The 24096-nt window shown below is 60.6% G+C and carries 20 protein-coding genes; 9 read left to right on the plus strand and 11 right to left on the minus strand.

The annotated features are described in order from the left end of the window. The first annotated feature begins 77 nt into the window (after positions 1-77). Together LL253_RS19040 and LL253_RS19045 are read left to right on the plus strand one after the other, a co-directional pair. On the plus strand, positions 78-2765 hold the full coding sequence (locus LL253_RS19040; RefSeq protein ID WP_228228137.1) for a glycosyl hydrolase family 28-related protein: 2688 nt from the start codon (positions 78-80) through the stop codon (positions 2763-2765). Positions 2766-2876: 111 nt separating this feature from the next. Further along, positions 2877-4478 carry a DUF5597 domain-containing protein gene (locus LL253_RS19045; RefSeq protein WP_228228150.1) on the plus strand — a complete coding sequence of 534 codons (1602 nt, stop codon included), beginning with the start codon at positions 2877-2879 and terminating at the stop codon, positions 4476-4478. Positions 4479-4535: 57 nt separating this feature from the next. On the opposite strand, the gene LL253_RS19050 is transcribed toward LL253_RS19045, so the two are convergent. Together LL253_RS19050 and LL253_RS19055 are read right to left on the minus strand one after the other, a co-directional pair. Beyond that, a complete protein-coding gene (locus tag LL253_RS19050) occupies positions 4536-6047 on the minus strand; it encodes a UxaA family hydrolase (protein WP_228228138.1) in 1512 nt (503 codons plus the stop codon). 122 nt (positions 6048-6169) lie between these two features. Next, the gene (locus LL253_RS19055) at positions 6170-7057 is read right to left on the minus strand and encodes a LysR family transcriptional regulator (RefSeq protein ID WP_037543828.1); all 888 of its coding nucleotides are present in this window, start codon (positions 7055-7057) and stop codon (positions 6170-6172) included. 145 nt (positions 7058-7202) lie between these two features. Here LL253_RS19055 and LL253_RS19060 point away from each other — a divergent pair, with 145 nt between their 5' ends. Beyond that, positions 7203-8315, plus strand: a complete 1113-nt coding sequence (locus tag LL253_RS19060) for an S-(hydroxymethyl)glutathione dehydrogenase/class III alcohol dehydrogenase (protein WP_228228139.1) — start codon at positions 7203-7205, stop codon at positions 8313-8315. Positions 8316-8423: 108 nt separating this feature from the next. After that, positions 8424-9257: an S-formylglutathione hydrolase gene (gene fghA / locus LL253_RS19065; protein WP_228228151.1), complete on the plus strand. Its 834-nt coding sequence runs from the start codon at positions 8424-8426 to the stop codon at positions 9255-9257. Between the two features lie 61 nt (positions 9258-9318). Here the strand turns inward: fghA and LL253_RS19070 are convergent, their stop codons facing one another. Genes LL253_RS19070 through LL253_RS19090 form a run of 5 tightly spaced genes read right to left on the minus strand, consistent with a single transcriptional unit; the run spans position 9319 to position 15503 of the window. After that, complete coding sequence (locus tag LL253_RS19070) at positions 9319-9630, minus strand: cytochrome o ubiquinol oxidase subunit IV (protein WP_009823601.1); 312 nt, start codon at positions 9628-9630, stop codon at positions 9319-9321. Beyond that, positions 9627-10253 carry a cytochrome c oxidase subunit 3 gene (locus tag LL253_RS19075; RefSeq protein ID WP_009823602.1) on the minus strand — a complete coding sequence of 209 codons (627 nt, stop codon included), beginning with the start codon at positions 10251-10253 and terminating at the stop codon, positions 9627-9629. Before LL253_RS19075 ends, LL253_RS19070 begins: the two co-directional genes overlap by 4 nt. Next, positions 10250-12334 carry a cbb3-type cytochrome c oxidase subunit I gene (locus LL253_RS19080; RefSeq protein ID WP_228228140.1) on the minus strand — a complete coding sequence of 695 codons (2085 nt, stop codon included), beginning with the start codon at positions 12332-12334 and terminating at the stop codon, positions 10250-10252. Before LL253_RS19080 ends, LL253_RS19075 begins: the two co-directional genes overlap by 4 nt. Next, complete coding sequence (locus LL253_RS19085) at positions 12331-13170, minus strand: ubiquinol oxidase subunit II (RefSeq protein WP_228228141.1); 840 nt, start codon at positions 13168-13170, stop codon at positions 12331-12333. Before LL253_RS19085 ends, LL253_RS19080 begins: the two co-directional genes overlap by 4 nt. 41 nt (positions 13171-13211) lie before the next feature. After that, the gene (locus tag LL253_RS19090; RefSeq protein ID WP_228228142.1) at positions 13212-15503 is read right to left on the minus strand and encodes an FdhF/YdeP family oxidoreductase; all 2292 of its coding nucleotides are present in this window, start codon (positions 15501-15503) and stop codon (positions 13212-13214) included. A 288-nt stretch (positions 15504-15791) separates the two neighbouring features. Between LL253_RS19090 and LL253_RS19095 the strand changes: the two genes are divergently transcribed. Together LL253_RS19095 and LL253_RS19100 are read left to right on the plus strand one after the other, a co-directional pair. After that, positions 15792-16793, plus strand: coding sequence for an SMP-30/gluconolactonase/LRE family protein (locus LL253_RS19095; RefSeq protein WP_228228143.1), 1002 nt, complete (start codon positions 15792-15794; stop codon positions 16791-16793). A 3-nt stretch (positions 16794-16796) separates the two neighbouring features. After that, entirely contained in the window at positions 16797-18572 is a 1776-nt protein-coding gene (locus LL253_RS19100; protein ID WP_228228144.1) for a glycoside hydrolase family 15 protein, read from the plus strand. Here LL253_RS19100 and LL253_RS19105 read toward each other — a convergent pair whose 3' ends face one another. The 4 genes from LL253_RS19105 to LL253_RS19120 are packed head-to-tail and all read right to left on the minus strand — an operon-like array spanning position 18573 to position 22054. Beyond that, the gene (locus LL253_RS19105; protein ID WP_228228145.1) at positions 18573-19376 is read right to left on the minus strand and encodes a VOC family protein; all 804 of its coding nucleotides are present in this window, start codon (positions 19374-19376) and stop codon (positions 18573-18575) included. Continuing rightward, a complete protein-coding gene (locus tag LL253_RS19110; RefSeq protein WP_228228146.1) occupies positions 19373-19816 on the minus strand; it encodes a cupin domain-containing protein in 444 nt (147 codons plus the stop codon). Before LL253_RS19110 ends, LL253_RS19105 begins: the two co-directional genes overlap by 4 nt. 4 nt (positions 19817-19820) lie before the next feature. Further along, a complete protein-coding gene (locus LL253_RS19115) occupies positions 19821-20279 on the minus strand; it encodes a DoxX family protein (RefSeq protein WP_228223154.1) in 459 nt (152 codons plus the stop codon). Then, positions 20276-22054, minus strand: coding sequence for a GMC family oxidoreductase (locus LL253_RS19120; protein WP_323133428.1), 1779 nt, complete (start codon positions 22052-22054; stop codon positions 20276-20278). Before LL253_RS19120 ends, LL253_RS19115 begins: the two co-directional genes overlap by 4 nt. On the opposite strand from LL253_RS19120, the gene LL253_RS19125 reads away from it, so the two are divergent. From LL253_RS19125 to LL253_RS19135, 3 genes are all read left to right on the plus strand, one after another. Continuing rightward, on the plus strand, positions 21944-22930 hold the full coding sequence (locus tag LL253_RS19125; protein WP_228228147.1) for an SDR family oxidoreductase: 987 nt from the start codon (positions 21944-21946) through the stop codon (positions 22928-22930). The two genes, LL253_RS19120 and LL253_RS19125, sit on opposite strands and share 111 nt — an antisense overlap. Positions 22931-23301: 371 nt before the next feature. After that, complete coding sequence (locus tag LL253_RS19130) at positions 23302-23736, plus strand: BapA/Bap/LapF family prefix-like domain-containing protein (RefSeq protein WP_228228148.1); 435 nt, start codon at positions 23302-23304, stop codon at positions 23734-23736. 11 nt (positions 23737-23747) lie between these two features. Next, positions 23748-24096, plus strand: a 349-nt coding sequence (locus LL253_RS19135; protein ID WP_228228149.1) for a hypothetical protein, incomplete at its 3' end; no start/stop codon positions are given.

Raw genomic sequence — 24096 nt, forward strand, 5'->3', positions numbered from 1 at the left:
CAGCAACAAGTAAGATCTCGCGCCGGCTATCTGGGCGAGCTTGGCGTAGGATTCCGCCCCCTCCCGCAAACGCCCCCATGTTTACCGGCAGCCAGCGCCAGACCGACAAGGGCACGCCAGCCGCAGCCTTCCCTCCAGCGGGAAGCGTTCCGTTCAACAAGGATATTGCCGACGCCAACCCCGGCACTTTCTATTCAGCGCTTGCCAATATCGATTTCCGCATATTGGACGGCAATCCGGCCGCGACCGCGATCCGTTTCCATTCGGCACAGCATAGTTTCGTCTCCCATGTCGATTTCCACATCGGATCGGGCCTCGCCGGCCTCTATGATGTCGCCAATGAAGCGGAAGACCTGCATTTTTATGGCGGCCGCTATGGCATATTGGCAGAAAAGACCTCTCCAGCCTGGCCCTTCGCTCTGGTCGATTCTAGCTTTGAAGGCCAACGTGATGCCGCCATTCGCGAGCATGAAGCAGGGCTGACCATGGTGAACGTGTCGATCCGCGACACGCCGGTCGGCATTGAAATCGACGAAGGCTATGGCGATTGGCTGTGGGGCCAGGACATGCGCTTTGAAAATGTCTCCAGGGCCGGGGTCATCATTTCCAACGAAAATAATGTCTACACCCAGGTCGGCTTCCAGAATGTCGTGGCGGCCAACATGCCGGTGTTTGCCCGTTTCCGCGAAAGCGGCCGAACGCAACAGGGGTCCGGCGCGACCTACAAGGTCGACAGTTTCACCTACGGACTGACGCTGCCGGCCGCCGGGCGCATGGGCAGCTATGAAACGGCCATGAAGGCGGTAGCGCTCGCCGCCCTGCCAGAAGCGGCCGACGCCGCGATCCGCGCGCTGCCCCCGGTCAAGGACTGGGTCAGCGTGCGCGCGCTGGGCGCCAAGGGGGATGACCGGACGGATGACACCGCCGCATTGCAAAGGGCGATCGACACGCATCGCGTCGTCTACCTGCCAGCCGGCTTCTATCGCGTCAGTGATACATTGCGCCTGCGCCCCAATACGGTGCTGGTCGGCCTGCACCCCAGTCTGACGCAGATCGTTCTGCCGGACGGATCGCCGGGGTTCCAGGGCGTCGGCGCGCCCAAGGCTGTCATCGAAAGCGCGCAGGGCGGCGATGCCATCGTCCAGGGCATCGGCATCAACAGCAATGGCGCCAATCAGCGGGCGACCGCCCTGCTGTGGAAGGCCGGCGAGAAGTCGATGGTCAATGATGTCAAATTCCAGGGCGGGCATGGCACCAACCTGTTCGATGGCACGCGCGTCAACCCCTATAACAACAACGCGACGGGCGATCCCGATGCGACGCGGCGCTGGGATGGGCAATATGCCAGCCTGTGGGTGACGCAGGGAGGCGGCGGCACCTTCGCCAATATCTGGAGCCCCAGCACCTTCGCGCATCCTGGCATTCTGATTTCCGACACGAAAACACCCGGACGCATCATCCAGGCGTCTGTCGAACATCATGTTCGCAGCGAAATCACGCTGAATCGGGTGTCCAACTGGGAATTGCTGGCCCCGCAGACCGAAGGCGAGGGGGGCGAAAGTGGTGACGCCACCGCGTTGGAAATCCGCGATTCCGACAATATCCTTGTCGCCAATTTTCACGGCTATCGCGTCACCCGCACGCGCAAGGCTGCGCCGGCGGCCGTTACCTTGTATAATGTTCGCGACATTCGTTTTCGCAATGTGCATGTGAACGGCGAGAGCGGCCTTGGCACCTGTGACGAGAATGGCTGCGCCACATTCCTGCGCGTTACCAAATTTCCCTATTCCAACGCGATTCAGGACGTGACCCACGGTATCGACGTGCGGGAGCGCGAATTTGCCGTGCTGGATGTGACGGATGCGCCTGCTGCCGCCGAGCCGTCCCGCTTTGGCGCTGCGGTCGAGAAACTGGCCGATGACTTTCATTCGATCGGCGGCGGCGCGGTCGATGCCGAGGGCAGGCTGTACTTCATCGATCGGCAGTTTCAGCGCATCTGGCGCTGGTCCGACGCGGGGCGGTTAGAGATCATCCGCGACGCCGCGCTCGATCCAGTCAATCTGACGATCGACAAATCCGGCAATCTGCTCGTGCTCTCGTCGCAAGGGCGAAATGGCACAGTCTACAGCTTCAAGCCCGGCACGCCAGACACGCAGATGACCGTCATCGCTCCGACGCCTGTCTCGCGGGGCAAGGACGCGATTGTCACCATGCCCGTCAATTGGTGGAACAATGGCGAATTTCGCGATCAGATTGATCCCGCCACTTATCGTTTCACCACCCTGGAAGAGATGTTCGCGCGCGACATGGCCAAGCCCAAGACGCAGCAATATGTCTCGCCCGATGGGTCCGTCGCGCTTCCCGCATGGCGGGTTTTCTCACAAGGACCAACGGACCATCGCGGTCGGCGCTTTTCCGATGCGCTCGACACCTATGGCTTCGTTCAGGCGCGCCCGGGGGAGAGGGTGTTCGTCACCAATGGATCAGAGAACCGCACCTATAGCGGGCTAGTGGGGGCCGGGGGCACGCTGACCGATCTCAAGCCCTTTGCGAACCGTGGCGGGGAAGGGGTGGCGACCGATGCGCAGGGGCGCGTCTATGTCGCCAATGGACAGGTTTTCGTCTACGCACCGGACGGCAAGGAGATTGGCCGGATCGACGTGCCCGAACGCCCGTTGCAACTGGTCTTTGGGGGCAAGGATGGCAGGACGCTCTACATCCTCACACACCACGCACTGTACGCCACGCAGACGCCCCAGAACTAAAAAACAGGCTATAGTGCTGAAGCGTTGATCACATTTGAAACCATGTTGATCACTACACCGGATAAGCCGCAGAGGGACAGAGTGATGCATCGTGCATTTGGCCCTGCCGTCATGGTGCTCCTCATTTTCTGCGCTGCGGCTGCACAGCCAGCGGATGGAGCGACCTCAGTACCGCGGCTGGAACACCGGGACGGCAGGCATGCCCTGATGGTCGATGATGCGCCATTTCTGATACTGGGTGCTCAAGCCAATAACGCCGTCAACTATCCTGCCATGCTGGATACCGTCTGGCCGGTGCTGGAAGAAATCCACGCCAATACGCTGGAGATTCCGGTTGCATGGCAACAGGTCGAGCCTGTCGAAGGGCGGTTCGACTTTTCCTATCTCGAGACGCTACTGAAGCAGGCAAAGGAGCATGATAAGCGGTCGATATTACTCTGGTTCGGAACCTGGAAAAACACGGGCTACAGCTATACCCCAGACTGGGTGAAGTTAGACAGCAAGCGTTTTCCGCGCATGAAGACGAAAGAGGGCAAAGACCATGATGTGCTGAGCCCCCATGGCGGGCAGACGCTGGCGGCCGACCGAAAGGCTTTCGTCAAGCTCATGGAATATCTGCGCGATCACGATGCGCAGAACAGCGTCATCATGGTGCAGGTTGAAAATGAAACCGGCAGCTATCGTGTCCCGCGGGACTATGGCCCGGAAGGCGATCGTCTGTTCGCCCATTCAATTCCGGGACCCTTGTCGCGTGCAACGGGTAAGCAGGGCACGTGGGCGCAGGCTTTTGGAGACCAGGCAGACCGGGCATTCAACACATGGTATGTTGCAGCCTATGTCGAGGCCATCGCGCGAGCAGGAAAAGCGGTGAAGCCACTTCCCATGTATGTCAATGCATCATTGGCAGGGCCGTCAAACGTCCCCGACCCCGCCGGCGTTGCCAGCGGCGGGCCGCAGCAGGACGTGCTCGACATTTGGAAAGCCGCTGCCCCATCCATCGATTTTCAGGCACCGGACATCTATGACGGCAAAAGCGCCCACGTCGTCCAATATCTCGATAAATATGCGCGGCCTGACAATGCGCTGATGGTGCCGGAAATCGGCAATTCCCTTCTGTTCGCGCGGTATTTTTATGAGGCGATCGGGCGAGGGGCGATCGGCTTTGCGCCTTTCGGCATGGATCGCAGCGGCTATTTCAATTACCCGCTGGGCGCCAAGGCGCTGGACGAAAAGGTGATCGGCGCATTCGCGCTGCCCTATGCAATGATAGGGTCAATCATGCGGGACTGGGCACGTCTTTCCTATGCCCATCCCACCTGGGGTAGCGCCAAGCCCGATGACGGATCGCCCGTGTCTACCATCATGGGCAACTGGAAAATCACTGGAGAATGGGGCCAGTGGCAGTTCGGTATGAAGGAATGGAAAATGTTCGCGGCCGAACCGCCGGCTGCCGCCGCTGAGCCGGTTGGCGGTTTTGCCCTGATCCAATTAGCCGCCGACGAATTTCTGCTGGTCGGCGATCATGCGCGTGTCACGTTCGAACCCGCGCCCGACTCTCCGCCTAACGGCATCATGCTGCGTGTCGAGGAAGGCCAGTTCGAACAAGGGACATGGAAAATGACGCGGATATGGAATGGCGACCAGACCGACTATGGCCTGAACCTTACGGATCGGCCCCAGGTCCTCAAGGTCACGATGGGCCATTATCGATAGCGGGATGGCAGCGAGCGGCGCCAAAGCCAGTCCCTATCATCGCGTCGCGATATGCAATTACATCCACGCCCCCAGTTGCCAGGGCACGAATTCGAAGTCGCCGACGCCGATTATTTCCGACCGGGTCGGTGCGCCGGACGCGGTGGAGAGGATGCGGTCGTAAATCAACGCACCTGCGTCCTCGAGCGACATGCCGTCGAGAACAGGCGAACAATCCATGTCGATGTCGTCCGTCATCTTTTTGGCGAGCGCGGCATTGGAGGCCAGTTTCAGACAAGGCGCCGGCTGTGACCCGAACACCGACCCGCGCCCGGTCGTGAATGCAAGGACATTGGCGCCTGACGCGATCTGGCCGGTCGCCGAACAGGGGTCATAGCCTGGCGAGTCCATGAAACTCAGGCCATGCGTACGCCGCGGCTCCCCATAGAGCAGTATGTCGACCAGCGGCGAACTGCCCGCCTTGGCGATCGCGCCCAACGACTTTTCGAAAATGGTCGTTAGCCCGCCCGCCTTGTTGCCGGGTGATGGATTATTGTCGAGGCTGGCGCCGTTGCGAGCGGCATAGCTTTCCCACCAGGCAATCCTGTCTTGAAGTGCGCGGGCGACGGTCGGATCAGCGGCCCGAGCCATCAAGAGATGCTCTGCCCCGTAAATTTCCGGGGTTTCCGACAGATAGGCCGAACCGCCGGCTGCGATCAGCAGGTCGGTCGCAACGCCAAGCGCCGGGTTCGCGGTCACGCCCGACCAGCCGTCCGATCCCCCGCATTGGAGGCCAAGGACAAGGTCGGACACCGGGCAGGTCTGTCGGTGATCGGCAGCAGCCTCCTCAATCAGTTCCTGGACGATGGTGGTGCCTTGATCGATCGCCGCCGCCGTGCCGCCGGCGTTCTGGATCGTCAGCGTGCGCAGGCGCGGGCCGATATTCAGGCCGTGACGGTCCAGCAACGCGTCGATTTGCGCAACTTCGCATCCCAGCCCCAACATCAGCACACCGCCGAAATTCGGGTGTCGTGCATAGCCGGCCAAAGTCCGTTCCAGGACTGCGAAGCCATCCCCGGAATTGGCCATGCCGCAGCCGCTGCTGTGCGTAAAGGGGGCGACGCCGTCGATGGAGCCGGGAAGGTCCTGCTCGAATCTGCGCGCGATCCGACGCACTGCCGTTGCGGCGCAATTGACGCTTGCGATGATGCCGATGACGTTGCGCGTCCCAACCTGGCCATCGGCGCGCCGATACCCTTCGAACGCCGTTTTGTCGGGGCTAGGGCGCGCAACAGGAGCAGCGATGGTGGCTGCGAGCGAAGATGATGGCGTGTGTGGACGGCCCCCTACCGTCAAATTGTGGGAATGGACATGCGCGCCCGCCGGGATAAATTGCGATGCCTGGCCAATCACCTGCCCATATTTGCGAACCGGTTCACCAGCTGCAAGGTCGCGCAGCGCCAGCTTGTGGCCGGCCGGAACCGGATGAAGCACGGTCACGCCCAACACCGTTTCTCCCGGAGCTATGGCACTGGTCAGCACGGCGACATCGTCATCAGCCGCTATGCGCAGCGCAGGAACCACGGTCATCGTCCTCCATATGGGATCACCAGTCCACATATAGGCAGGGTAAGCGATGCGCTACGCTAAATCCCGTTTTTCCAGATAATGTCTTGCCCATAGGCAATCGCATTGAACGCCTGCAATCACGCCTAGATGCAGCGCATCTCCGCCGACATCTGATCTCGGATATGGTCGATAGCAGCGCGAATTTTTGGCATCAAATGCCGGCGCCGGGGATAGACGGCCCAAATCGGTTCTTCGTCCGGCCGAAGGTCGGGCAGGACGAGCCTCAACTGACCGCTCCGAATATGCGGCAGGACATAAAATTCCGGAAGCTGGCAGATACCCATGCCCGCCAGGCACGCATCCACCACCGCCAGGCCGCTATTGCAGCGAAAACGAGCCTGGGGCCGGTATAGCAGCGCCTTGCCATCGACCTTGAAATGCCATGTCGGGCTTGTCCCGGCGACACAGTCATGACGGTCGAGGTCCTCGACGCATGTGGGCGCAAGCGCGCGGTCGTCGAGATAGGCCGGGGCCGCGCATGTCAGAAAAGACCGATCGCCGATCTTCGTGCCGATCAGGCGCGTGTCCGTCAGCGCGCCCGTGCGGATCGCAAGATCATATCCCTCCACGATCAGATCGACGACCCGGTTGGTCAAATCCAGGGTGACGCTCAACCGGGGATGCCGCATGGCGAAGCGGCGCATGATGGGGGCGAGAAACCGTTCGCCCATGGCCGTGGAGCAGGTGAGCTTCAGCTCCCCTTGGGGTTCGCTTTCCTCGTGGATAAGCGCCAGCATGTCCTCCCGGTCTGCGATCAGCTGCCGGCAATGGTCGAGCAGCGACCGGCCGGTGTCGCTCAGTCGGACGACGCGGGTGGTGCGGTGGAAAAGCTGAGTCTCCAGTCGTTGTTCCATATCCTGTATGGCCCGGCTGATATGCGATGTAGACACGCCCAATGCCCTCGCTCCACCAATGAAAGAGCCGGCGGTCGCGACTGCGACAAATTCGTCGATCCCGTCCCAGCATGACATGCTATTATCCCATATGCGGCATGATGAATTTCCTGCCCAAGGCCTTATCGCATCGGCGGGATATTGATAACAGGACTCCAACATGTGAATGAGGCCGAGGGTCGCCATGCCGGTCCTCACCCAAACCGAAATCCAGGAGTTGAGCATGAAGACGAGAGCAGCCGTAGCCTTTGCCGCCAAGACCCCGCTGGAAATCGTCGAGGTCGATCTGGAAGGACCGAAAGCCGGTGAGGTTCTGGTCGAGATTATGGCGACGGGCATTTGCCATACAGACGCCTACACGCTGGACGGCTTTGACAGTGAGGGCATTTTCCCGTCGATCCTGGGTCATGAAGGCGCGGGCGTCGTCCGGGACATCGGCCCGGGCGTCACCAGCGTCAAGCCTGGCGACCATGTCATCCCGCTTTACACGCCCGAATGTCGCCAGTGCAAAAGCTGCCTGTCGGGCAAGACCAACCTGTGCACCGCGATCCGGGCGACCCAGGGGAAGGGGTTGATGCCTGATGGCACGACCCGCTTTTCCTACAAGGGCCAGCCGATCTTTCATTATATGGGTTGTTCCACCTTCTCCAACTTTACCGTGCTCCCCGAAATCGCGGTCGCGAAAATTCGCGAGGACGCGCCCTTCGACAAGAGTTGCTATATCGGTTGCGGCGTTACGACCGGAGTGGGCGCTGTCATCAACAGCGCCAAGGTCACGCCCGGTTCGAACGTGATCGTTTTCGGTTTGGGCGGGATCGGCCTCAATGTCCTGCAAGCCGCCCGCTTGGTCGGGGCGGACCGGATCATCGGGGTCGATATCAACGCGGACAAGGCCGAATGGGGCAAACGCTTTGGCATGACCCATTTCTACAATCCGGCAGGCAAAAGCACCGCGGATGTGGTCGCCGACCTGGTTGCGCTGACAGATGGTGGGGCGGATTACACGTTCGATTGCACCGGCAATACCGAAGTCATGCGCCAGGCGCTGGAGGCATGTCATCGCGGTTGGGGCGTTTCCACGGTGATTGGCGTGGCGGAAGCAGGCAAGGAGATTTCCACCCGTCCATTCCAGCTCGTGACTGGCCGGGTTTGGCAGGGTAGCGCCTTTGGTGGTGCCAAGGGGCGCACGGACGTGCCCAAGATCGTGGACTGGTACATGAACGGCAAAATCGAAATTGATCCGATGATCACCCATGTCCTGACGCTGGAAGACATCAACAAGGGGTTCGATCTGATGCACGCGGGCGAAAGCATCCGATCGGTCGTGGTCTTCTGATCCGACAGGGTCGGGAAGGGCAGGAGCGCCTGACCATCGGTGCGGCGCCCTGGCCTGGACCTGACCTCTTTTCCAAGGCTTATCGTTCCGGAGCGACAAATCATGACCATCGAAACCGTCTCCACCAACCAAAGCTTTGGCGGGGTGCAGGGCGTGTACAGGCACGCGTCGTCAGCCACTGGTACGGACATGATGTTTTCGGTCTTCGTGCCCCCGCATGAGGAAGGCGCTACGCTGCCCGTCGTCTGGTATCTGTCGGGCCTCACCTGCACGCATGCCAATGTCACGGAAAAAGGCGAATATCGTCGGCTATGTTCGGAACTTGGCCTGATCTTCGTCGCACCCGATACCAGCCCCCGGGGCGAAGGCGTGGCGGACGATCCTGATGGGGCTTATGATTTCGGCCTGGGCGCGGGCTTTTATGTCGATGCGACGCAGGAGCCTTACAGCCGGCATTACAGGATGTGGTCCTATGTGACGCAGGAACTACCCGATATTGTCGCGGACCATTTTCCCGTCGATCGGGACCGGCAATCCATCATGGGCCACAGCATGGGCGGCCATGGCGCGCTGACGATCGGCCTTGCCTATCCCGATCGGTTCAAGGCCATTTCCGCTTTCGCACCGATTGTCGCGCCATCACAGGTGCCCTGGGGACAGAAGGCGCTTGACGGGTATCTGGGAGACGACAGGGCAGCGTGGCGCAAGCATGATGCGGTGGCGATGATCGAGGATGGCGCGCGATGCGGCGCGCTGCTGGTGGATCAAGGGAGTGCGGACAATTTCCTGAACGATCAACTCAAGCCACACCTGTTGGCGGCAGCTTGCGAAGCAGTGGGAATCGACCTGACCCTGCATTTGCAGCCGGGTTATGACCATAGCTATTATTTCATCTCGACCTTTATGGCCGACCATCTGCGCTGGCATGCAGAACGCCTTTAGCGGCCTCTAGTTTGGCGCATTGGTCAAAAAGCAAGACGGCGCGGGCTGATCCCCCTTCGCATCACATCATCCGCTCGCGAAGGTTCAGGAGGATCACCAGGGTGCCACCCACCATCAGCGCAACAACAAGAGTCGAAAACAGGATGAGTTGAAGATCGTCCCGCGCAGATCGTCTGAGGCTGATGTGCAGAAAACAGCGAAATTGGAGCACGATCTGCGTAAAGGCCAGCGTCAGCACCGCCGCGAAGGTAAGTTTTGGCGAAGCAATCGGCCATTGCACGATGGCGAAGGCGACGCCCGTCATCACGATGGCCCCTGCATATCCCACAAGGTAGGAGCGGACTTCCGCCCGCCTTTCATCGTTCCCGTTCATGGCAGGAGACCCGGCAAGTAGACTGTGGAAAATATCGCGATCCACACGATGTCAAGAAAATGCCAGAAAAGTCCCAACCGAAGAAGGTTGATCTTGACCCGCGCGTCGAGTCCGAAGACGCGTAATTGCACCATCATCACCAGAATCCAAACAATGCCGGCGATGACGTGCAGGCCGTGAAGCGGAACCAGTCCGAAAAAAGCCGATAGAAAGCCGCTTCGTGTCGGGTAGGCTCCTTGCGCGAACATGTCAGAAAAATCGTGCCATTCAAAGGCGAGGAAGATCAGGCCCAGCAGAAGAGTGACCGCCAGCCAGCGATGAATTCCGCCTAAAGGCGAACCATGCTTCATCGCTACCGAGGCCATGCCATATGTCAGGCTGCTGGTCAGGAGCAGCAGCGTTTCCGCGAATGTCGGCCCAATTTTGAACACACTCGTTGGCGTTGGTCCTCCCGCCGTGGCAGGCAGCATGACGCCATAGGTAGCGAACAGCAGAGCGAAGATCACAGCGTCGCTCATCAGGAAGATCCAGAAACCGAATATGGCATGTTCGGCTTCCGCATGGGTCTTGGCGTCCGTTCCGCCAAGGTTCAGGCCGGCATGTTTGGTTTCGCTGGCGCTCATGATCGCACCAGGGCCAGGCCTTGATTGGCGGGGCTGGTTTCGATTTCCCGCGGGACCGGCTGCGCCCTGGCCGTCGCCTCGCGCCAGCTTTCATCGATCCTCGCCACTTCGGATGCAGGGATGACGCGATGGGTGTCTCGCACAAAGCTGCGTGCGACGACCGCAGCGAAAATGACAATCAGGCCGAAAATCGCCAGCCACCACATGTGCCAGACAAGCCCGAAGGTCGCAGCGCCGCTCGCGATACCAATGACGGGCGCCACGGCGCTGTTCCTGAGCATCCATATGTCATGATAGGCAATCGGCGGGGCGTAGGGCGCGTATTTGCGCTTCGCGTCGTAAAACCAGTGCGCCTGATCCACATGAGGAAGGCGAGCAAAGTTGAATTCCGGCGGTGGGGCGGAAACGGACCATTCCAGCGCGCGGCCATCCCATGGATCGCCCACGAAAACATCATTGGCGCCGCGGCGACGGATGCTGACCCAAAGCTGTACTATCAATGCGGCAAAGGCGCACAAGAGGATCAGTGCGCCAGCTTCGGCCATGTAGAGCCAAGGCCGATAGGCCGTCTCCATGACGGCCTGGGTACGGCGCGCCATTCCGCTTGCGCCGAGCACATAGAGCGGCATGAACGCCAGGTAGAAACCAACTATCCAGCACAGGCATGAGATACGGCCCCAACGTTCGTCCAGCCGATATCCAAACACCTTGGGAAACCAGAATGTGTAAGCTGCCAGCAGGCCGTAAAGCGTGCCGGGTATCAGCATATTGTGAAAGTGCGCCACCAGGAACAGCGTGTTGTGGACGATATAATCGAGGGGAGGAAAAGCGAGAATGATCCCGGTCAGTCCGCCCAGAACAAATGTCATCATGAAGGCTAGCGCATAGATCATAGGGGTCGTGAAACGCACCTCGCCCCGGAACATCGTCCAGATCCAGTTGTAAATCTTTACACCGGTCGGCACCCCGATAGCCATGGTGGCAATGCCGAAAGCCGCATTGATACTGGCACTTTGGCCCATGGTGAAAAAATGGTGGAGCCAGACGGTGAAGGACAGCACGGCGATAGCCATGGTTGCAATTACCAGTGATTTATAGCCGTACAGCTCTTTGCTGGAAAAAGTGGAGACGACTTCGGAGTAGATGCCGAAGGCAGGCAGAATGACGATATAGACTTCAGGATGCCCAAACATCCAAAAGAGATTGGCGTAGTGCATCATGTTGCCGCCAAGTGCATTCGTGAAGAAATGAAAGCCCAAATAGCGGTCCAACGCCAGGAGCGCGGTGGCGACCGTGAGGGGAGGCATCGCAAAGATCATAAGGATGGCGGTGCAAAGGCTGGTCCAGGTGAAAAGCGGCATGCGCATCAGCTTCATTCCCGGGCAGCGCATCTTGTAGATCGTGACGGCAATGTTGATACCCGTCATCGTCGATGCCAGCGAACCCAGAGTGACGGCCCAGATCCAGTAGTCCGGGCCAACGCCCGGATTGAAGCCGATTTCGGTGAAGGGCGGATACCCGCTCCAGCCCCCCGTCGAAAACCGACCGATGACCAGCGAGGCCATCATGAGGGCCGCCCCCGCAGCTGTCAGCCAAAGACTGATCGCGTTCAATACAGGAAAGGCGACGTCACGGGCCCCAATCTGAAGCGGAACCAGATAGTTGATGAGACCGGTCAGAAACGGCATCGCCATGAAGAAGATCATGATCGACCCATGGGTACTGAACAGCTCGGCAAAATGTTCAGGCGCGACGAAGCCCGGATTCCCGACGGCGACCGCTTGCTGCAAGCGCATGAGATTCGCTTCCACCAGCGCGCGCGCCAGCATGACCAACGCGATCACTATGTAGAGAATGCCGATCTTCTTATGATCCAGGCTGGTGAGCCACTCCGTCCACAACCAGCGCCATCGCCGCAACACAGTGATGAGGACAAGAACCGCGATGCCGCTGACCACGACAATTCCGCCCGCCGCAGCCGCGATCAGTTCGTTTGTCGTCGGATTGTGCCAAGCCCGCACGAAAGGCAGCGAATCCCAGGTGAACCGCCCCAACAGCATAGGCCACACCGGATCCGTCATCGGATAGCCTCTTCCTTCTGCATATTTGCCATCATCATATGTTCGAACAGGCCAGGCGGCACTTTGGAGAAGAAAAGGGGACGTTGCGCCACCGATTTTTGCATGAGGCTTTTCAAAACATTGTCGTCAAACGGCTGCCCATCGGCGGCCCGAAGTGTCAGCCAGTGTCGATACTCACGGTCCGGCATGGCGACGACGGAAAACTTCTGATGCTGAAAGCCGGCACCATTAAACTGGGTATTGAGGCCGCGATAGACGCCCGGTCTGTCCGCGGCAAAGTTGAGTTGCGTGCGCATCCCCGCCATCGCATAGATCTGCCCGGCAAGCTGGGGAATGAGCAGGGACTGCATGACTGTTCCGCTCGTCAGACTGAGATGCACAGGGCGTCCGACTGGCACGGCCAGCTGATTGACGGTCGCGATGCCATCGTCCGGGTAGATGAAAAGCCACTTCCAGTCGAGCGCCACCACCTGAACCTCTAGCGGCGGCTGTTTGGAGGGCAGCGCCCGGTAGGGGTCAAGCTGGTGCGTGGCGTCACAGAGCAGCACGCCAAGACCTGCAACGATCGCAATGGGCGGTAGCCAGATCAACGCCTCTAACGACCAGGAGAAGCCCCAGTTGGGCCGATAGGCGTCATCCTTATTGTCCAGGCGGTAGTGATAGGCAATCAGCGGCACGAGCAGCAGCACCGGGCCAGCCACGAAGATCAAAACCACCGCAACGATCTTGTAAAGACGCCACTGGTCGGCCGCCACCGGACCTGCGTGGTTCATGACCCCGAGGTCCAGCGCCCCGCAACCGCCAAGCAAAAGCAGAAGGGCCGCCAAGGACGCCATCCGCCCCCACCGGAGCAATCCGCCACTTGCCGACATGCTGGTCAGGGTGCGTCGTCAGCGACGACGATCCGCACCGGGACGCCCTTGGCAGCGGGCGTCTTGGACAGCTTGTCGTGATACCAAAGCGGGATGAGCGGGTTCATCTCCGGATAATAGGCGCCCACGCAGCCGTCGGGCAGGTCGAACGGCGTCACGGTCAAGCCATCCACACGCCGTTCAACTCCGTCATCCGCATCGCTTGCCAGTCCGACTATCTGCCCCTCGCTCAGTCCCGCAGCAAGGATTTCGCGAGGGCTCATCAACAAGACGTCCCGCGTGCCCTCAATGCCGCGAAGGCGGTCCGAATAGCCATAAATGGTCGTATTGAACTGATCATTGGATCGCATCGTGATCAGGCGATAGCGCCCCGGCTTGTCGGGCACGCCCATGCTCGTCAGCGTGGTGGGCGTCGTGAATTCCGCCTTACCGCTCTGCGTCTTCCATATCCGTTCGCGGGCTGCATTGCCCTTGAAAAAGCCGCCCGGCGTAAATTTACGGGCTTCGAAATCCTTGAACTTCTCCGGATAGGTTGCCTCGATCAAGGCCCGGACTTTGGAATAGTCGGCGACCCACTCGTCCCATTTAGCAGACGGTCTGGGCGGGAGCGTGGCCTTGGCCATGCCTGCGACGATCGCGAGTTCCGACAGCAGATGCTCACTGGCGGGCTTGCGCTTCCCTACAGATCCATGGATCATCGACAAGGAATCCTCCATCGTCACGACCTGGGGACCGCTTGCCTGCATATCCTCCTCGGTTCGGCCCAGGCAAGGAAGCAGATAGGCAATTTCTCCATTGACGAGGTGGCTGCGGTTGAGCTTCGTCGCGATCTGGACGGTAAGCCGCATTTTGGTCCATGCCGCCTCCATCTTATCCCGTTCCGGGATGGCGCGCACGAAATTCCCGCCAAGCCCGACGAATGCCTTTATGCTGCCGTCGATCATGCCCTCGCAAGCTTCAACCGTGTTGACGCCTGTTTCGGATGGCGGCTCGAAGTCGAAAATGGCTCTGAGGCGGTCATATGGCACAAGCTCCGGTTTTTCGGAGATGCCGACCGTGCGCTGCCCCTGGACGTTCGAATGCCCGCGAACCGGCGATATTCCCGCGCCATCGACCCCAATATTGCCGCGCAGCAACAGCAGGTTAACCAGCATGCCGATCGTCTGCGATCCGTGGACATGCTGGGTGACGCCCATACCGTAGATGCCAATGACCTTTTCGGCGTCGCAATATATCTGTCCGGCTATCTCCAAGTCGGCCCGACTAAGGCCGGATTCCTGCTCAATTTCATCCCAGCCGGTGGCCCGCACCTTTTCCACGAGCGCTTCAAAACCCTGGGTATGCTGTTCAATGAAGTCGTGGTCGATCACATGCCGTTGCTGCTCGGCCATGAGACGATCCTCGACGGCCAGGACATGCTTGATCATTCCCATGATGGCGGCGATGTCGCCCCCTGGCTTCACCTGATAGTAAAGAGACGATATCTGCGTCGGCTTTTGGGTAACCATCTGCACGGGGTTTTGCGGGTCGACAAATTCCAGCAGCCCTTTTTCCCGCACGGGGTTGAAGGTCACGATCTTGCAGCCGCGCTCTACAGCGGACTTGAGCGTGTGTAGAAAGCGCGGACTGTTCGTGCCCGTATTCTGCCCGAAGAAGAAGATGGCATCGCACAGGTCGAAATCCTTGAGCTGGCACGTCCCGACTGGCGAACCCGTCACCTTCTTCAGCCCGACAGACGTCGTCTCGTGACACATATTCGAACTGTCTGGCAGGTTGTTGTGCCCGTACAGGCGGGCAAAGAGCGCATATAGATAGGATGTTTCGAGACTGGCGCGACCGGAAGCGTAGAAGACGGTCGATTTCGGGTCCAGCGAACGAAGTTCAGCGCCTATCGCGGAAAAAGCCTCGTCCCAACTGACGGAGACATAATGATCGGTGGCACGGTCGTAGCGCATCGGGTGCGTGAGGCGGCCGGCCTGCTCGAGATCATAATCGCTCCATCGGCGAAGTTCCGTGACGCTGTGCTGTTCGAAGAAAGCAGGCGTGCATGTTCGCGTGGTCAGCTCCCACAGCGTGGCCTTGGCGCCATTCTCGCAGAATTCGGCGGGATGGGGATGCTCGGGCTTGGTCCAGGCGCACGAAACGCACATGAACCCGCCCGGCTTGTTCTGCCGCGCCAATGTTTCGAGCGCCATCGGCGTCGCCCACTCCTTGCCGAAGATGCGCGCGACCCCTTTTAGCGAACCAAATCCGCCGGAAGGCCCATCATAGTGAACTGTGTCGTCATCTTGCGCCATGGAACAGTCTCGTTTTGCGGCGCCCCCTGCAATGTTTTGTTACATTTCGCGGCGCGGGGCGCAACCCGTTGAGGAGCAAAGTCCTATCCACACATGCCAATTACCCATGCTGTGCTCGCCGGACACCCGGGACGCATGCGGCAACGCGCGATCGGCTCGTCCGTCATTCCGAGCGGAAGGGATTCCCTGAATCTCCCTATTGAACCCTGAAACGGACCGAGCCCATGTGATCGCCCAGCCATGGCACGAAGAGGCCTGCGGATGGTTCTGATGCAGAAGGAGGATTGCGTGGATCAACCATATAGTGACGGACACGCTCCCGATCTGCTGCCTGGACGCCTGCTGCGGCGCCCCGGCGGCATCGCGCAGGATGAAAGTTTCGAAGGCGTCCAGATTCTTGATTCAACGCTTGCGTATCAGATATCGTCAGAGGCTCCCATGCTGGTCCTGCATGAGGGCGCAATTCATGTCGAGGGGCCGGTATGGCAAGCCTCGCACCGGCGCCTTCTGTTCTCCGATGTGCCCAACAGACGCCTGAACGCCTGGTATGAGGATGATGGCCGTGTTGAGACTGTCCTTGAACCAACCTGGTTCATGAATGGCAACGCCATCGCCGGAGACGGTTCGGTATGGCATTGCGAACATGGTCGCCGCTGCATCAGCCGATCAGATGCCGACATATCCGGCGTACCCGTACCCATCGTCACCCATTTCGAGGGCAAGCGCCTCAATTCGCCCAATGATGTGGCTGTGGCGCCCGATGGGGCGATCTGGTTTACCGATCCCATCTTCGGCATTGCGATGCCCAGCCAGGGGGCGCTCGCCCGACCGGCCCTCGATCATCGCAGCGTCTATCGCTTCGACCCTGAGACGTCTGCGCTCGCGCGCGTAGCCGATTTCGAGCAGCCGAACGGCGTTGCGCTTTCGCCGGAAGGTGGGGTCCTCTACGTGTCCGACACGTCTGTGTCCTTGGGCGAAGTACCCGGCTTCAAGGCGGGGTCAAGGCGCGAGGTATTTCGCCTTTGCGCCGATCATGAGGGAAAATGGGGGGCGCCCACACGCTTCTGTCGCACCGATAAAGGCTATCCGGATGGCTTCAAAGTCGACCAGCGCGGCTGGCTATGGGCGAGTGCCGGCGACGGCGTCCATATCTATTCAGAAGCAGGAGAACCGCTCGGTCACATCCCGCTCGATGCGACGGTGTCCAACTTGTGCTTTGGCGGTAGCGATCACCGCCGCCTGTTCATCGCGGCGAGCACGCGCGTGCTCGCCATTGACCTGAAAGCCTGACCTTTGGCGTCACCAATCTCTGACTATGCCCTCATTGGCGATGGACGCACGGCAGCCATGGTCGCCGTTAACGGGTCCATCGATTTCCTCTGCCTGCCCAGCTTCGACAGCGACGCGTGCTTCGCGGCAATGCTGGGCGATCAAGCCAATGGCTGCTGGCAGATCGCACCGACAGGGTATGTAACCGCAGTTGAAAGACGCTATCGCGGCGACACGCTGATCCTGGAGACCGATCACACGACCGAGGGTGGCAGGGTTCGCGTCACCGACTTCATGCCGTGGCATGATGGCGAACCGACGGTCGTGCGCATTGTCGAGGGCTTGTCCGGCAGGGTCGAAATGGGGAGCCTGCTGAGGCCGCGATTTGATTATGGGCGGGTGCCGCCATGGATGCGACCGTTCGACGGCGGACTCTGCGCGGATGCAGGACCGCATCAGCTGGTCCTGCATGCCCCTTGTCAGACGGAAGTTGAAAACGGGGGAGCGCATGCCACATTTTCCGTCAAGACAGGGAAAAAACTGGTCTTCGCACTTTCCTATGCGCCTTCGTTCGCCGATTTGCCCAAGAAGCCCGACGCCGCCCGGCTGTTGCGGCAGACTGACAAGGCATGGCGCGATTGGATTGATCGCTTTGACGTGCCCAGGCGCTGGGGCGCGCCGCTCAAGCGTTCGCTGCTGACGCTCAAGGCATTGATCGACCGGCGGACAGGCGGCCTGGTCGCGGCGCCGACAATGGGATTGCCGGAGGTGCCTGGCGGCTCGATGAACTGGGACTATCGATATTGCTGGCTGCGCGACGCAACCTTCACGCTGACCGCACTGCTGAACGCCGGCTTTGGCGAAGAGGCGGTGCGCTGGCGCGACTGGATCCTGCGAGCCATCGCGGGTGATCCTGCCGACATGCGCATCATGTACCGGATCGATGGTGGTCGGCGGTTGGCGGAATATGAAGCGACATGGTTGTCCGGTCACGACGGCGCCCGCCCGGTCCTGGTCGGCAATGCCGCGTCGAACCAGACGCAGTTGGATGTCTATGGCGAACTGATCGACAGCTTCCATGTCGGCGAACGGGCCGGAGTGGAACGGACATCGCGGGACATAGCAGTGGAAATCGCGCTCATCGAATATCTCGAAGGCGCGTGGGACAAACCGGGCGCAGACATATGGGAAAGCCGCGATGATCCTGGCTGCTATACCTATTCACAGGCGATGGCATGGGTCGGCATCAACCATTTTGTCGAAAGCAATGTCATGCGCGCGGCCGCACCCGATGGACTGATCGGGCGAATGCGGGGGCTTCGCGCGCATATTCACCAGACGGTATGCGAACGCGGCTTCTCCACAAGCCGTGGGCATTTCGTGCAGCGATATGATGGCGAAGCGCTGGATGCGTCCTTGCTGCTGCTACCGCTCGTCGGGTTTCTACCCGCAGACGATCCCCGGATCGTCAGCACGATCGCGGCGGTTGAGCGGGAGCTTATGGAAGGCGGGCTCGTACGGCGAAAGGCCGCACGGGGCGATGGTCATGACGAGGGCGCATTTCTCGCCTGTTCCTGCTGGCTGGCAGACTGCATGGCGATGCAAGGGCGGCGTGAGGAAGCGGCGAACATGCTCGATCGGGTGATCGGCCTCAGCAATGACGTTGGCTTGTTGAGCGAGGAATTCCATGTGCCGACCAGGCGACTGATCGGCAACATGCCCCAGGCCCTGACCCATCTGGGCGTGGTCAACAGCGCCCTGTTCCTGTCGCGTCCCGTCGTGCAGCGCGGCGCGGCATAGTCAGCCGCCCACCTGATGAAAATGTCCGTCGGGGTCGCGCAACAGCGCTGCGTTGTTGCCACGCCAGACGATACGGGTCGCTGCCACGTCGTTGACCGAATACGGAGCGGATGCAGGGTGTTCAGGCTGACGATAGTGCAGCAGCTCCACGTGCGAGCGGCCGAATTGCGGCATCATCGCCACGACGTCCGCGATGGGATCTTCCAAATCGTCCAGGACCGCCTGCGCAGCATCCTGGTTGAGCGTCGTCGTGCCAGCCGTCAGACCATGAGCGAGATAAAAGGCCTTGCTTGCGGCGAGGTTACGGACGACGATAGCGCTATGGTCCACACCCAGCATCCCGCTGCCGCGCCAGTGCGTATCGGCCGTATCGGGGAAGCAAAGCAGTTCCAGCGGATGCCCTTCCGGATCGCGGAACTTGATCGCCGTGACACCGCCCGATGACGGCGGCAGCGTCACCGGTCCGCCACGGCTGACCGGCGTCGCTCCGGCGGCTGCCGCCCGCGCCCAAGCGGCCCGGGCGTCATCGGTGACGAGCGCCAGATGCTGGAAGCAGATCGAGGCGGCATCTGCCCCAGTGGGGTAGGGCCGGCCCGCGACGTCGTAGCAGTCGAGGTCGAGGACCGCTGCGCCCAGCCGCATCGGCCAGCGCGTGCCCGAGCCGCCAATGCCGAGCATTGCCAGCTCGTCCTGCGCGATCGGCTGCGATGGCTGAACAGTGAAACCCATCGCAGCGTAGAAGCCGAGCAAAGCCTTGGGCTGCTGCGTCACCAGGCGGAACGCCGCGATCCGCGCGAAGGTCACGTGAACTGGCAGGGGCCGCCCGGATCGCGATGGAGCTGCACCGTCATCAGGCGGCACGGCTCATCGCCGATCGTGCCCGATCTATGCCCCTTCTGACCGTCCTTCTCGACGCAATTCTGGTCGCCACCGAAGGAGAATTCGCCTGGCCCCTGCTCAATGCGGGTGCCGTCCATCGCTTCGATCCACCAGCGGCCCGACAGGACCACAATCCATTGCGGGGCCGGGTTTTCATGCCAGTCACCGACCCAGCCCACCGGTTGGACGGTGAACACTACCGTCGCCTCACCGCGCTCCATCTTGTCGTTCCACTGCGGATCGGCGTTGCCCACGCCCTTCAGCTCGTAGTCGGTCAGCGCACATTCGCGAAAACGGCTGACACCGTCCTTGTCGGTGTAGAGGTGCTGATAGGGAACGGACGGCTTGGGGCCGGCATCGGACATGAGGTTATCTCCCGTAAGGATGACTGGAGGCGAACGGCGCGTCGAGAAAGGGTTGGAGCCCGGAACCATCGGTGCCGATGATGAGGAGCAGGAAGCCGGCGCCGAGCGACAGGTTCTTGAGGAAATCCCAGAATAGAGTGCGCCCCTTACCCTCCGGATCAGCGAAAAAGTCGCCCGGCTTCCAGAATTGCTTGTAGAGGATCGCAGTCAGGGCGCAGTAGCCCGCAACGACGAAGGCCGCCGCACGGTCGGCAATGCCAAGCACGATCGCGCCGGAACAGACAATCTCGATGGACAGGCCGATCATCAGCATCGTGATCGCCAGCGGGCGCGGCGAGAACATCTGCTGCGCTTGGCGCACCGCATGATCGAACGAGAAGATCTTATCCAACGCACTAAACGGCAGAAACAGCATGACGATGCCATAACGCACGATAAGCGCGGCGATGGCGGCGGTACTCACAGCCGTTCCTCTATGATGCTGGCGACACGCAAGGCGTTGGCGATGATCGTCAGCGTGGGGTTCACGGCACCAATCGACGGAAAGAAACTGGCGTCGGTGACGTAGAGATTGTCGACTTCATGCGCGCGGCAATCGAGATTGAGGACCGAGGTCGCGGGATCGGTGCCGAAGCGGCAGGTGCCCGCCTGGTGCGCAGTTCCCGACAGCGGAATGTCCTTGCCGAGATAAAGCGAGCGCTCGATGAGCATCGCTGGCCAGCCGATCTCAGACAGGACCTGCTTTAGTTTCGCTTTCAAGCGATCAAGCGATTTCTCGTTGGTTTCAGTGAGGTCGAGATGGACCTTTCCATCCTGGTAATAGACCCGGTTTTCCGGAAGCGGGAGGTCTTCGGTCTGCAGCCAGAAGTCCATCGAGTGCCGCGCGATTTCCTCAAACGGCATGTCGGGCAGGTGCTGCATCACGCTGGCGAGCGGTGCTTCGCCCTTGATCTGGTCGGCGTGGCTGGTCGCGCACATCTGGATCAGGCCGAGTGGGTGCGGATAGTCCGGATCGCCGCTGTCGAAGTAGAAGTCGCTGAGGGCGAGCGTCTTCTGGAACACCGTCTCGTTCACGTGACGCATGACGGCCATGACGATTGACATCTCGTGGCGCATGTAATTGCGGCCGACCTGATCGGAGCCATTCGCCAGGCCATTGGGATGGCGGTCGTTCGCGGACCGCAGCAGCAGAAGCGCGGAGGAAAGCGAGCCGCAGGCGACGACGACGATATTCGCGCTATAGCGCTCCTCCCGCCCGTTGCTCTCGACCACCACGGACTCGACCCGACTACCGCTTGCGTCAGTTTCCAGACGCTCGACATAGGCGCTCGTCAGCAACGTCACGTTCGGATAGTCGCGCAGCATCGGATCGACGCACATCACCTGCGCATCCGCTTTGCCGTTGAGCAGGCACGGGAAGCCGTCGAAGTAGGAGCACCGCATGCAAAGGCTGGTGGGCGTGGCGAACCCGTCCTCCTTCTGGTCGAGCAGGATGCCGAGTGGCAGGTGGAAGGGGTTGAGGCCGATGCCGGTCAGCTTGTCGGACAGCGCCTGTACCTTGGGCTCGTGCCGGACCGGCACGAAAGGGTAAGCGGTAGTGCCGGGATCGAGCGGACCCTCGCCGCGGCGGCCGTGAACATGGAACAGCGCCTCAGCCTCGTCATACCAGGGGGCGAAATCCGTGTATGACAGTGGCCATGCAGGTGAAACACCACCGGCATGCTCTACTTCGTCAAAGTCTCGTTCACGCAGCCGGAACAGCGCGGCACCATAGACCTTCGAATTGCCGCCGACATTGTAGTGGAGTTGCGGCACGAAGGTGTCGCCATCCTTGTTCACCCAATGCTCGTCGGCTTGGTAACGTCCTTCGACGAACACGGCCCGTGCATTCCAATTTGCCTCCTCACGAGGAAGATAATCGCCGCGCTCCAGGATCAGGATATGCTTGCCGGTAGGGGCGAGGCGCTGGGCGAGTGCTGCGCCGCCGGGACCGCTGCCGATCACGATCACGTCATAGTGGGTGTTCTCAGCCATCGACCGAACCGCTTTCATGGTGAAGCTCGTCTGCCAAACTGGAACCCAACCGATCCAATGCTGTTCCCAATCTTGATCGATAAGGAGTGCGGCATGAGCAAAGTTGTTGTTATTACCGGAGCCGGAGCCGGCGTAGGCCGCGCCACCGCCGAGAAATTCGCGAGCGAAGGCTATGACGTTGCTCTGCTTTCGCGCGATCCCCATCGGCTTGAACGCGCAGCCGCAGACCTGCGCCGCCATGGTGTGCGCGCCCTGCCGATACCCACCGACGTCGCCGATGCCGCAGCGGTCGAGGCCGCAGCCGACCAGACCGAGCGCGAACTGGGGCCGATCGATATCTGGGTCAACGTCGCGATGGCGACGGTCTTCGCACCGGTCGCGAAGCTGACGCCTGAAGAGGTCGAGCGTGGCACGAGGGTCACTTATCTGGGGCAGGTGCATGGCATGATGAGCGCCTTGAGGCGGATGCGGAACCGCCAAGGCACGATCGTCAACGTCGGCTCTGCACTGGCTTATCGGTCTGTCCCGCTTCAGTCGGTCTATTGCGGCGCTAAGGCGGCAATTCGCGGTTTCACCGATTCGCTGCGGTCCGAAATCATCCATGACAAGATCGACGTGCATCTCACCACAGTTGACTTGCCCGCGGTCAATACACCGCAGTTTGATTGGGCGCTCAACAAGATGGGCAAGAAGGCGCGACCGGTGGCGCCAATATTCGAACCTGAAGTGCCCGCACGGGCGATCTTCTTCGCGGCCACGCACAAGCGGCGTGAAATATGGCTGGGCTTTTCCACAGTAAAGGCGATTCTGGGCAATCGCATCGCACCGGGCCTGATCGATCGCTACCTCGCCAAGGCTGGTTATTCCGGGCAGCTGACCGACGACCCGCTGCCCGAGAATCCACCAGCAAATTTGTTCGACCCGGTGCCCGGCAACTATGCAGCCCATGGTCGATTTGACAGCAGTTCACGTCGTCGCAGCGTCGAATTCTTCACCGATCGCCACCGGGCAGGCATGCTCGGGGCAGCCGCCCTGGGATTGGGCTACGTAGCTTACCGCGCGGTTAGAAGGGTGATTTGACCATCGGGTATGCGGTTGACATGACCGGTGTCGGTCATGGTCGTCCAGATCGGCCCGGCATGTCGCATTACCCTGGAGCACGACATGTCGCGGAGGCCACCCTTTGGCGAGATGATCGCCGTGAGCGCGTGAACCCAAGCCGGAAAGTGATCCGGCCATATCGGGCGGCGATCGCTTGAAAAGCCCGCCCAGGCTTTAGGGGCGGTTCAACTTGAAGCCCTGAGTATCGACTCCGAAACCGGAATCCTTGAAGCGCGCGACGATAAAAGCCGCTTCTATCACTGCATAATCGCGCGCCGAGTAATCGAGGCGCCGTATCTGCCCGACATTTTGTCGCTGGCAGATGCAGGAGGATGGACGAGGGATCAGATATGGCGGCCGACATTATCGATAAAGCTACTGGGGCAGTCGAGCAAAGCGCCCTGGATTCGATCGATCTGGATAGCGCGAGCATCGTTCGCCTGGACATGAGCCGCGATGCTGTCGTCGCACTGGAAAAGTCCGAGAAGGATTTACTTGTCCGATTGGCCGATGGTCAGGTCATCCGCGTAGCCGATTTCTACGAACACTTTGATGGCCGCGACAATAATCTGATCCTGCGCGAAGCCGATGGCACCCAGTGGCTAGCCCAATCCAGCAGCCGTTTTCCGCGCTTCTCCCTCTTGAACGACCTTGACGAACTGATCGGCGCAGCCGGATCGGCCGGCGCAGCGGGATCTTCGCTGGTCCTGCCCGCCATCTTGGGCGGCGTGGGCCTCGCCGGCGTCGCGGCCGCAACCAGCGGGGGGGGGCGACGAGCCAGATGATGGCGATGCGGATGCAGACGCCGACGCAGATGCAGATGCAGACGCGGATGCGGACGCTGATGCAGATGCTGACGCCGATGCTGACGCCGATGCTGACGCTGATGCCGACGCCGATGCGGATGCCGACGCTGATGCCGATGCTGATGCAGACGCCGATGCTGATGCCGACGCAGACGCTGACGCGGATGCGGATGCCGACGCTGATGCCGACGCAGACGCTGATGCTGACGCTGATGCGGACGCCGATGCGGACGCTGATGCCGATGCTGACGCTGACGCTGACGCTGACGCGGATGCAGACGCTGATGCAGATGCGGATGCAGACGCTGATGCAGATGCGGATGCTGACGCCGATGCGGA

This window comes from Sphingobium soli (genome assembly GCF_020782245.1).
Lineage (GTDB): Bacteria > Pseudomonadota > Alphaproteobacteria > Sphingomonadales > Sphingomonadaceae > Sphingobium > Sphingobium soli.

Excerpts from the sequence above, each read along its gene's own strand:
- LL253_RS19040 (WP_228228137.1), top strand. The coding sequence starts at position 78 with ATGTTTACCGGCAGCCAGCGCCAGACCGACAAGGGCACGCCAGCCGCA.
- LL253_RS19045 (WP_228228150.1), top strand. The coding sequence starts at position 2,877 with ATGGTGCTCCTCATTTTCTGCGCTGCGGCTGCACAGCCAGCGGATGGA.
- LL253_RS19050 (WP_228228138.1), bottom strand. The coding sequence starts at position 6,047 with ATGACCGTGGTTCCTGCGCTGCGCATAGCGGCTGATGACGATGTCGCC.
- LL253_RS19055 (WP_037543828.1), bottom strand. The coding sequence starts at position 7,057 with ATGTCATGCTGGGACGGGATCGACGAATTTGTCGCAGTCGCGACCGCC.
- LL253_RS19060 (WP_228228139.1), top strand. The coding sequence starts at position 7,203 with ATGAAGACGAGAGCAGCCGTAGCCTTTGCCGCCAAGACCCCGCTGGAA.
- LL253_RS19070 (WP_009823601.1), bottom strand. The coding sequence starts at position 9,630 with ATGAACGGGAACGATGAAAGGCGGGCGGAAGTCCGCTCCTACCTTGTG.
- LL253_RS19075 (WP_009823602.1), bottom strand. The coding sequence starts at position 10,253 with ATGAGCGCCAGCGAAACCAAACATGCCGGCCTGAACCTTGGCGGAACG.
- LL253_RS19080 (WP_228228140.1), bottom strand. The coding sequence starts at position 12,334 with ATGACGGATCCGGTGTGGCCTATGCTGTTGGGGCGGTTCACCTGGGAT.
- LL253_RS19085 (WP_228228141.1), bottom strand. The coding sequence starts at position 13,170 with ATGGCGTCCTTGGCGGCCCTTCTGCTTTTGCTTGGCGGTTGCGGGGCG.
- LL253_RS19090 (WP_228228142.1), bottom strand. The coding sequence starts at position 15,503 with ATGGCGCAAGATGACGACACAGTTCACTATGATGGGCCTTCCGGCGGA.
- LL253_RS19110 (WP_228228146.1), bottom strand. The coding sequence starts at position 19,816 with ATGTCCGATGCCGGCCCCAAGCCGTCCGTTCCCTATCAGCACCTCTAC.
- LL253_RS19125 (WP_228228147.1), top strand. The coding sequence starts at position 21,944 with ATGAGCAAAGTTGTTGTTATTACCGGAGCCGGAGCCGGCGTAGGCCGC.
- LL253_RS19120 (WP_323133428.1), bottom strand. The coding sequence starts at position 22,054 with ATGGGGATCGCGCGAAAGCAGAGCAACGTCATAGCCTTCGCTCGCGAA.
- LL253_RS19130 (WP_228228148.1), top strand. The coding sequence starts at position 23,302 with ATGGCGGCCGACATTATCGATAAAGCTACTGGGGCAGTCGAGCAAAGC.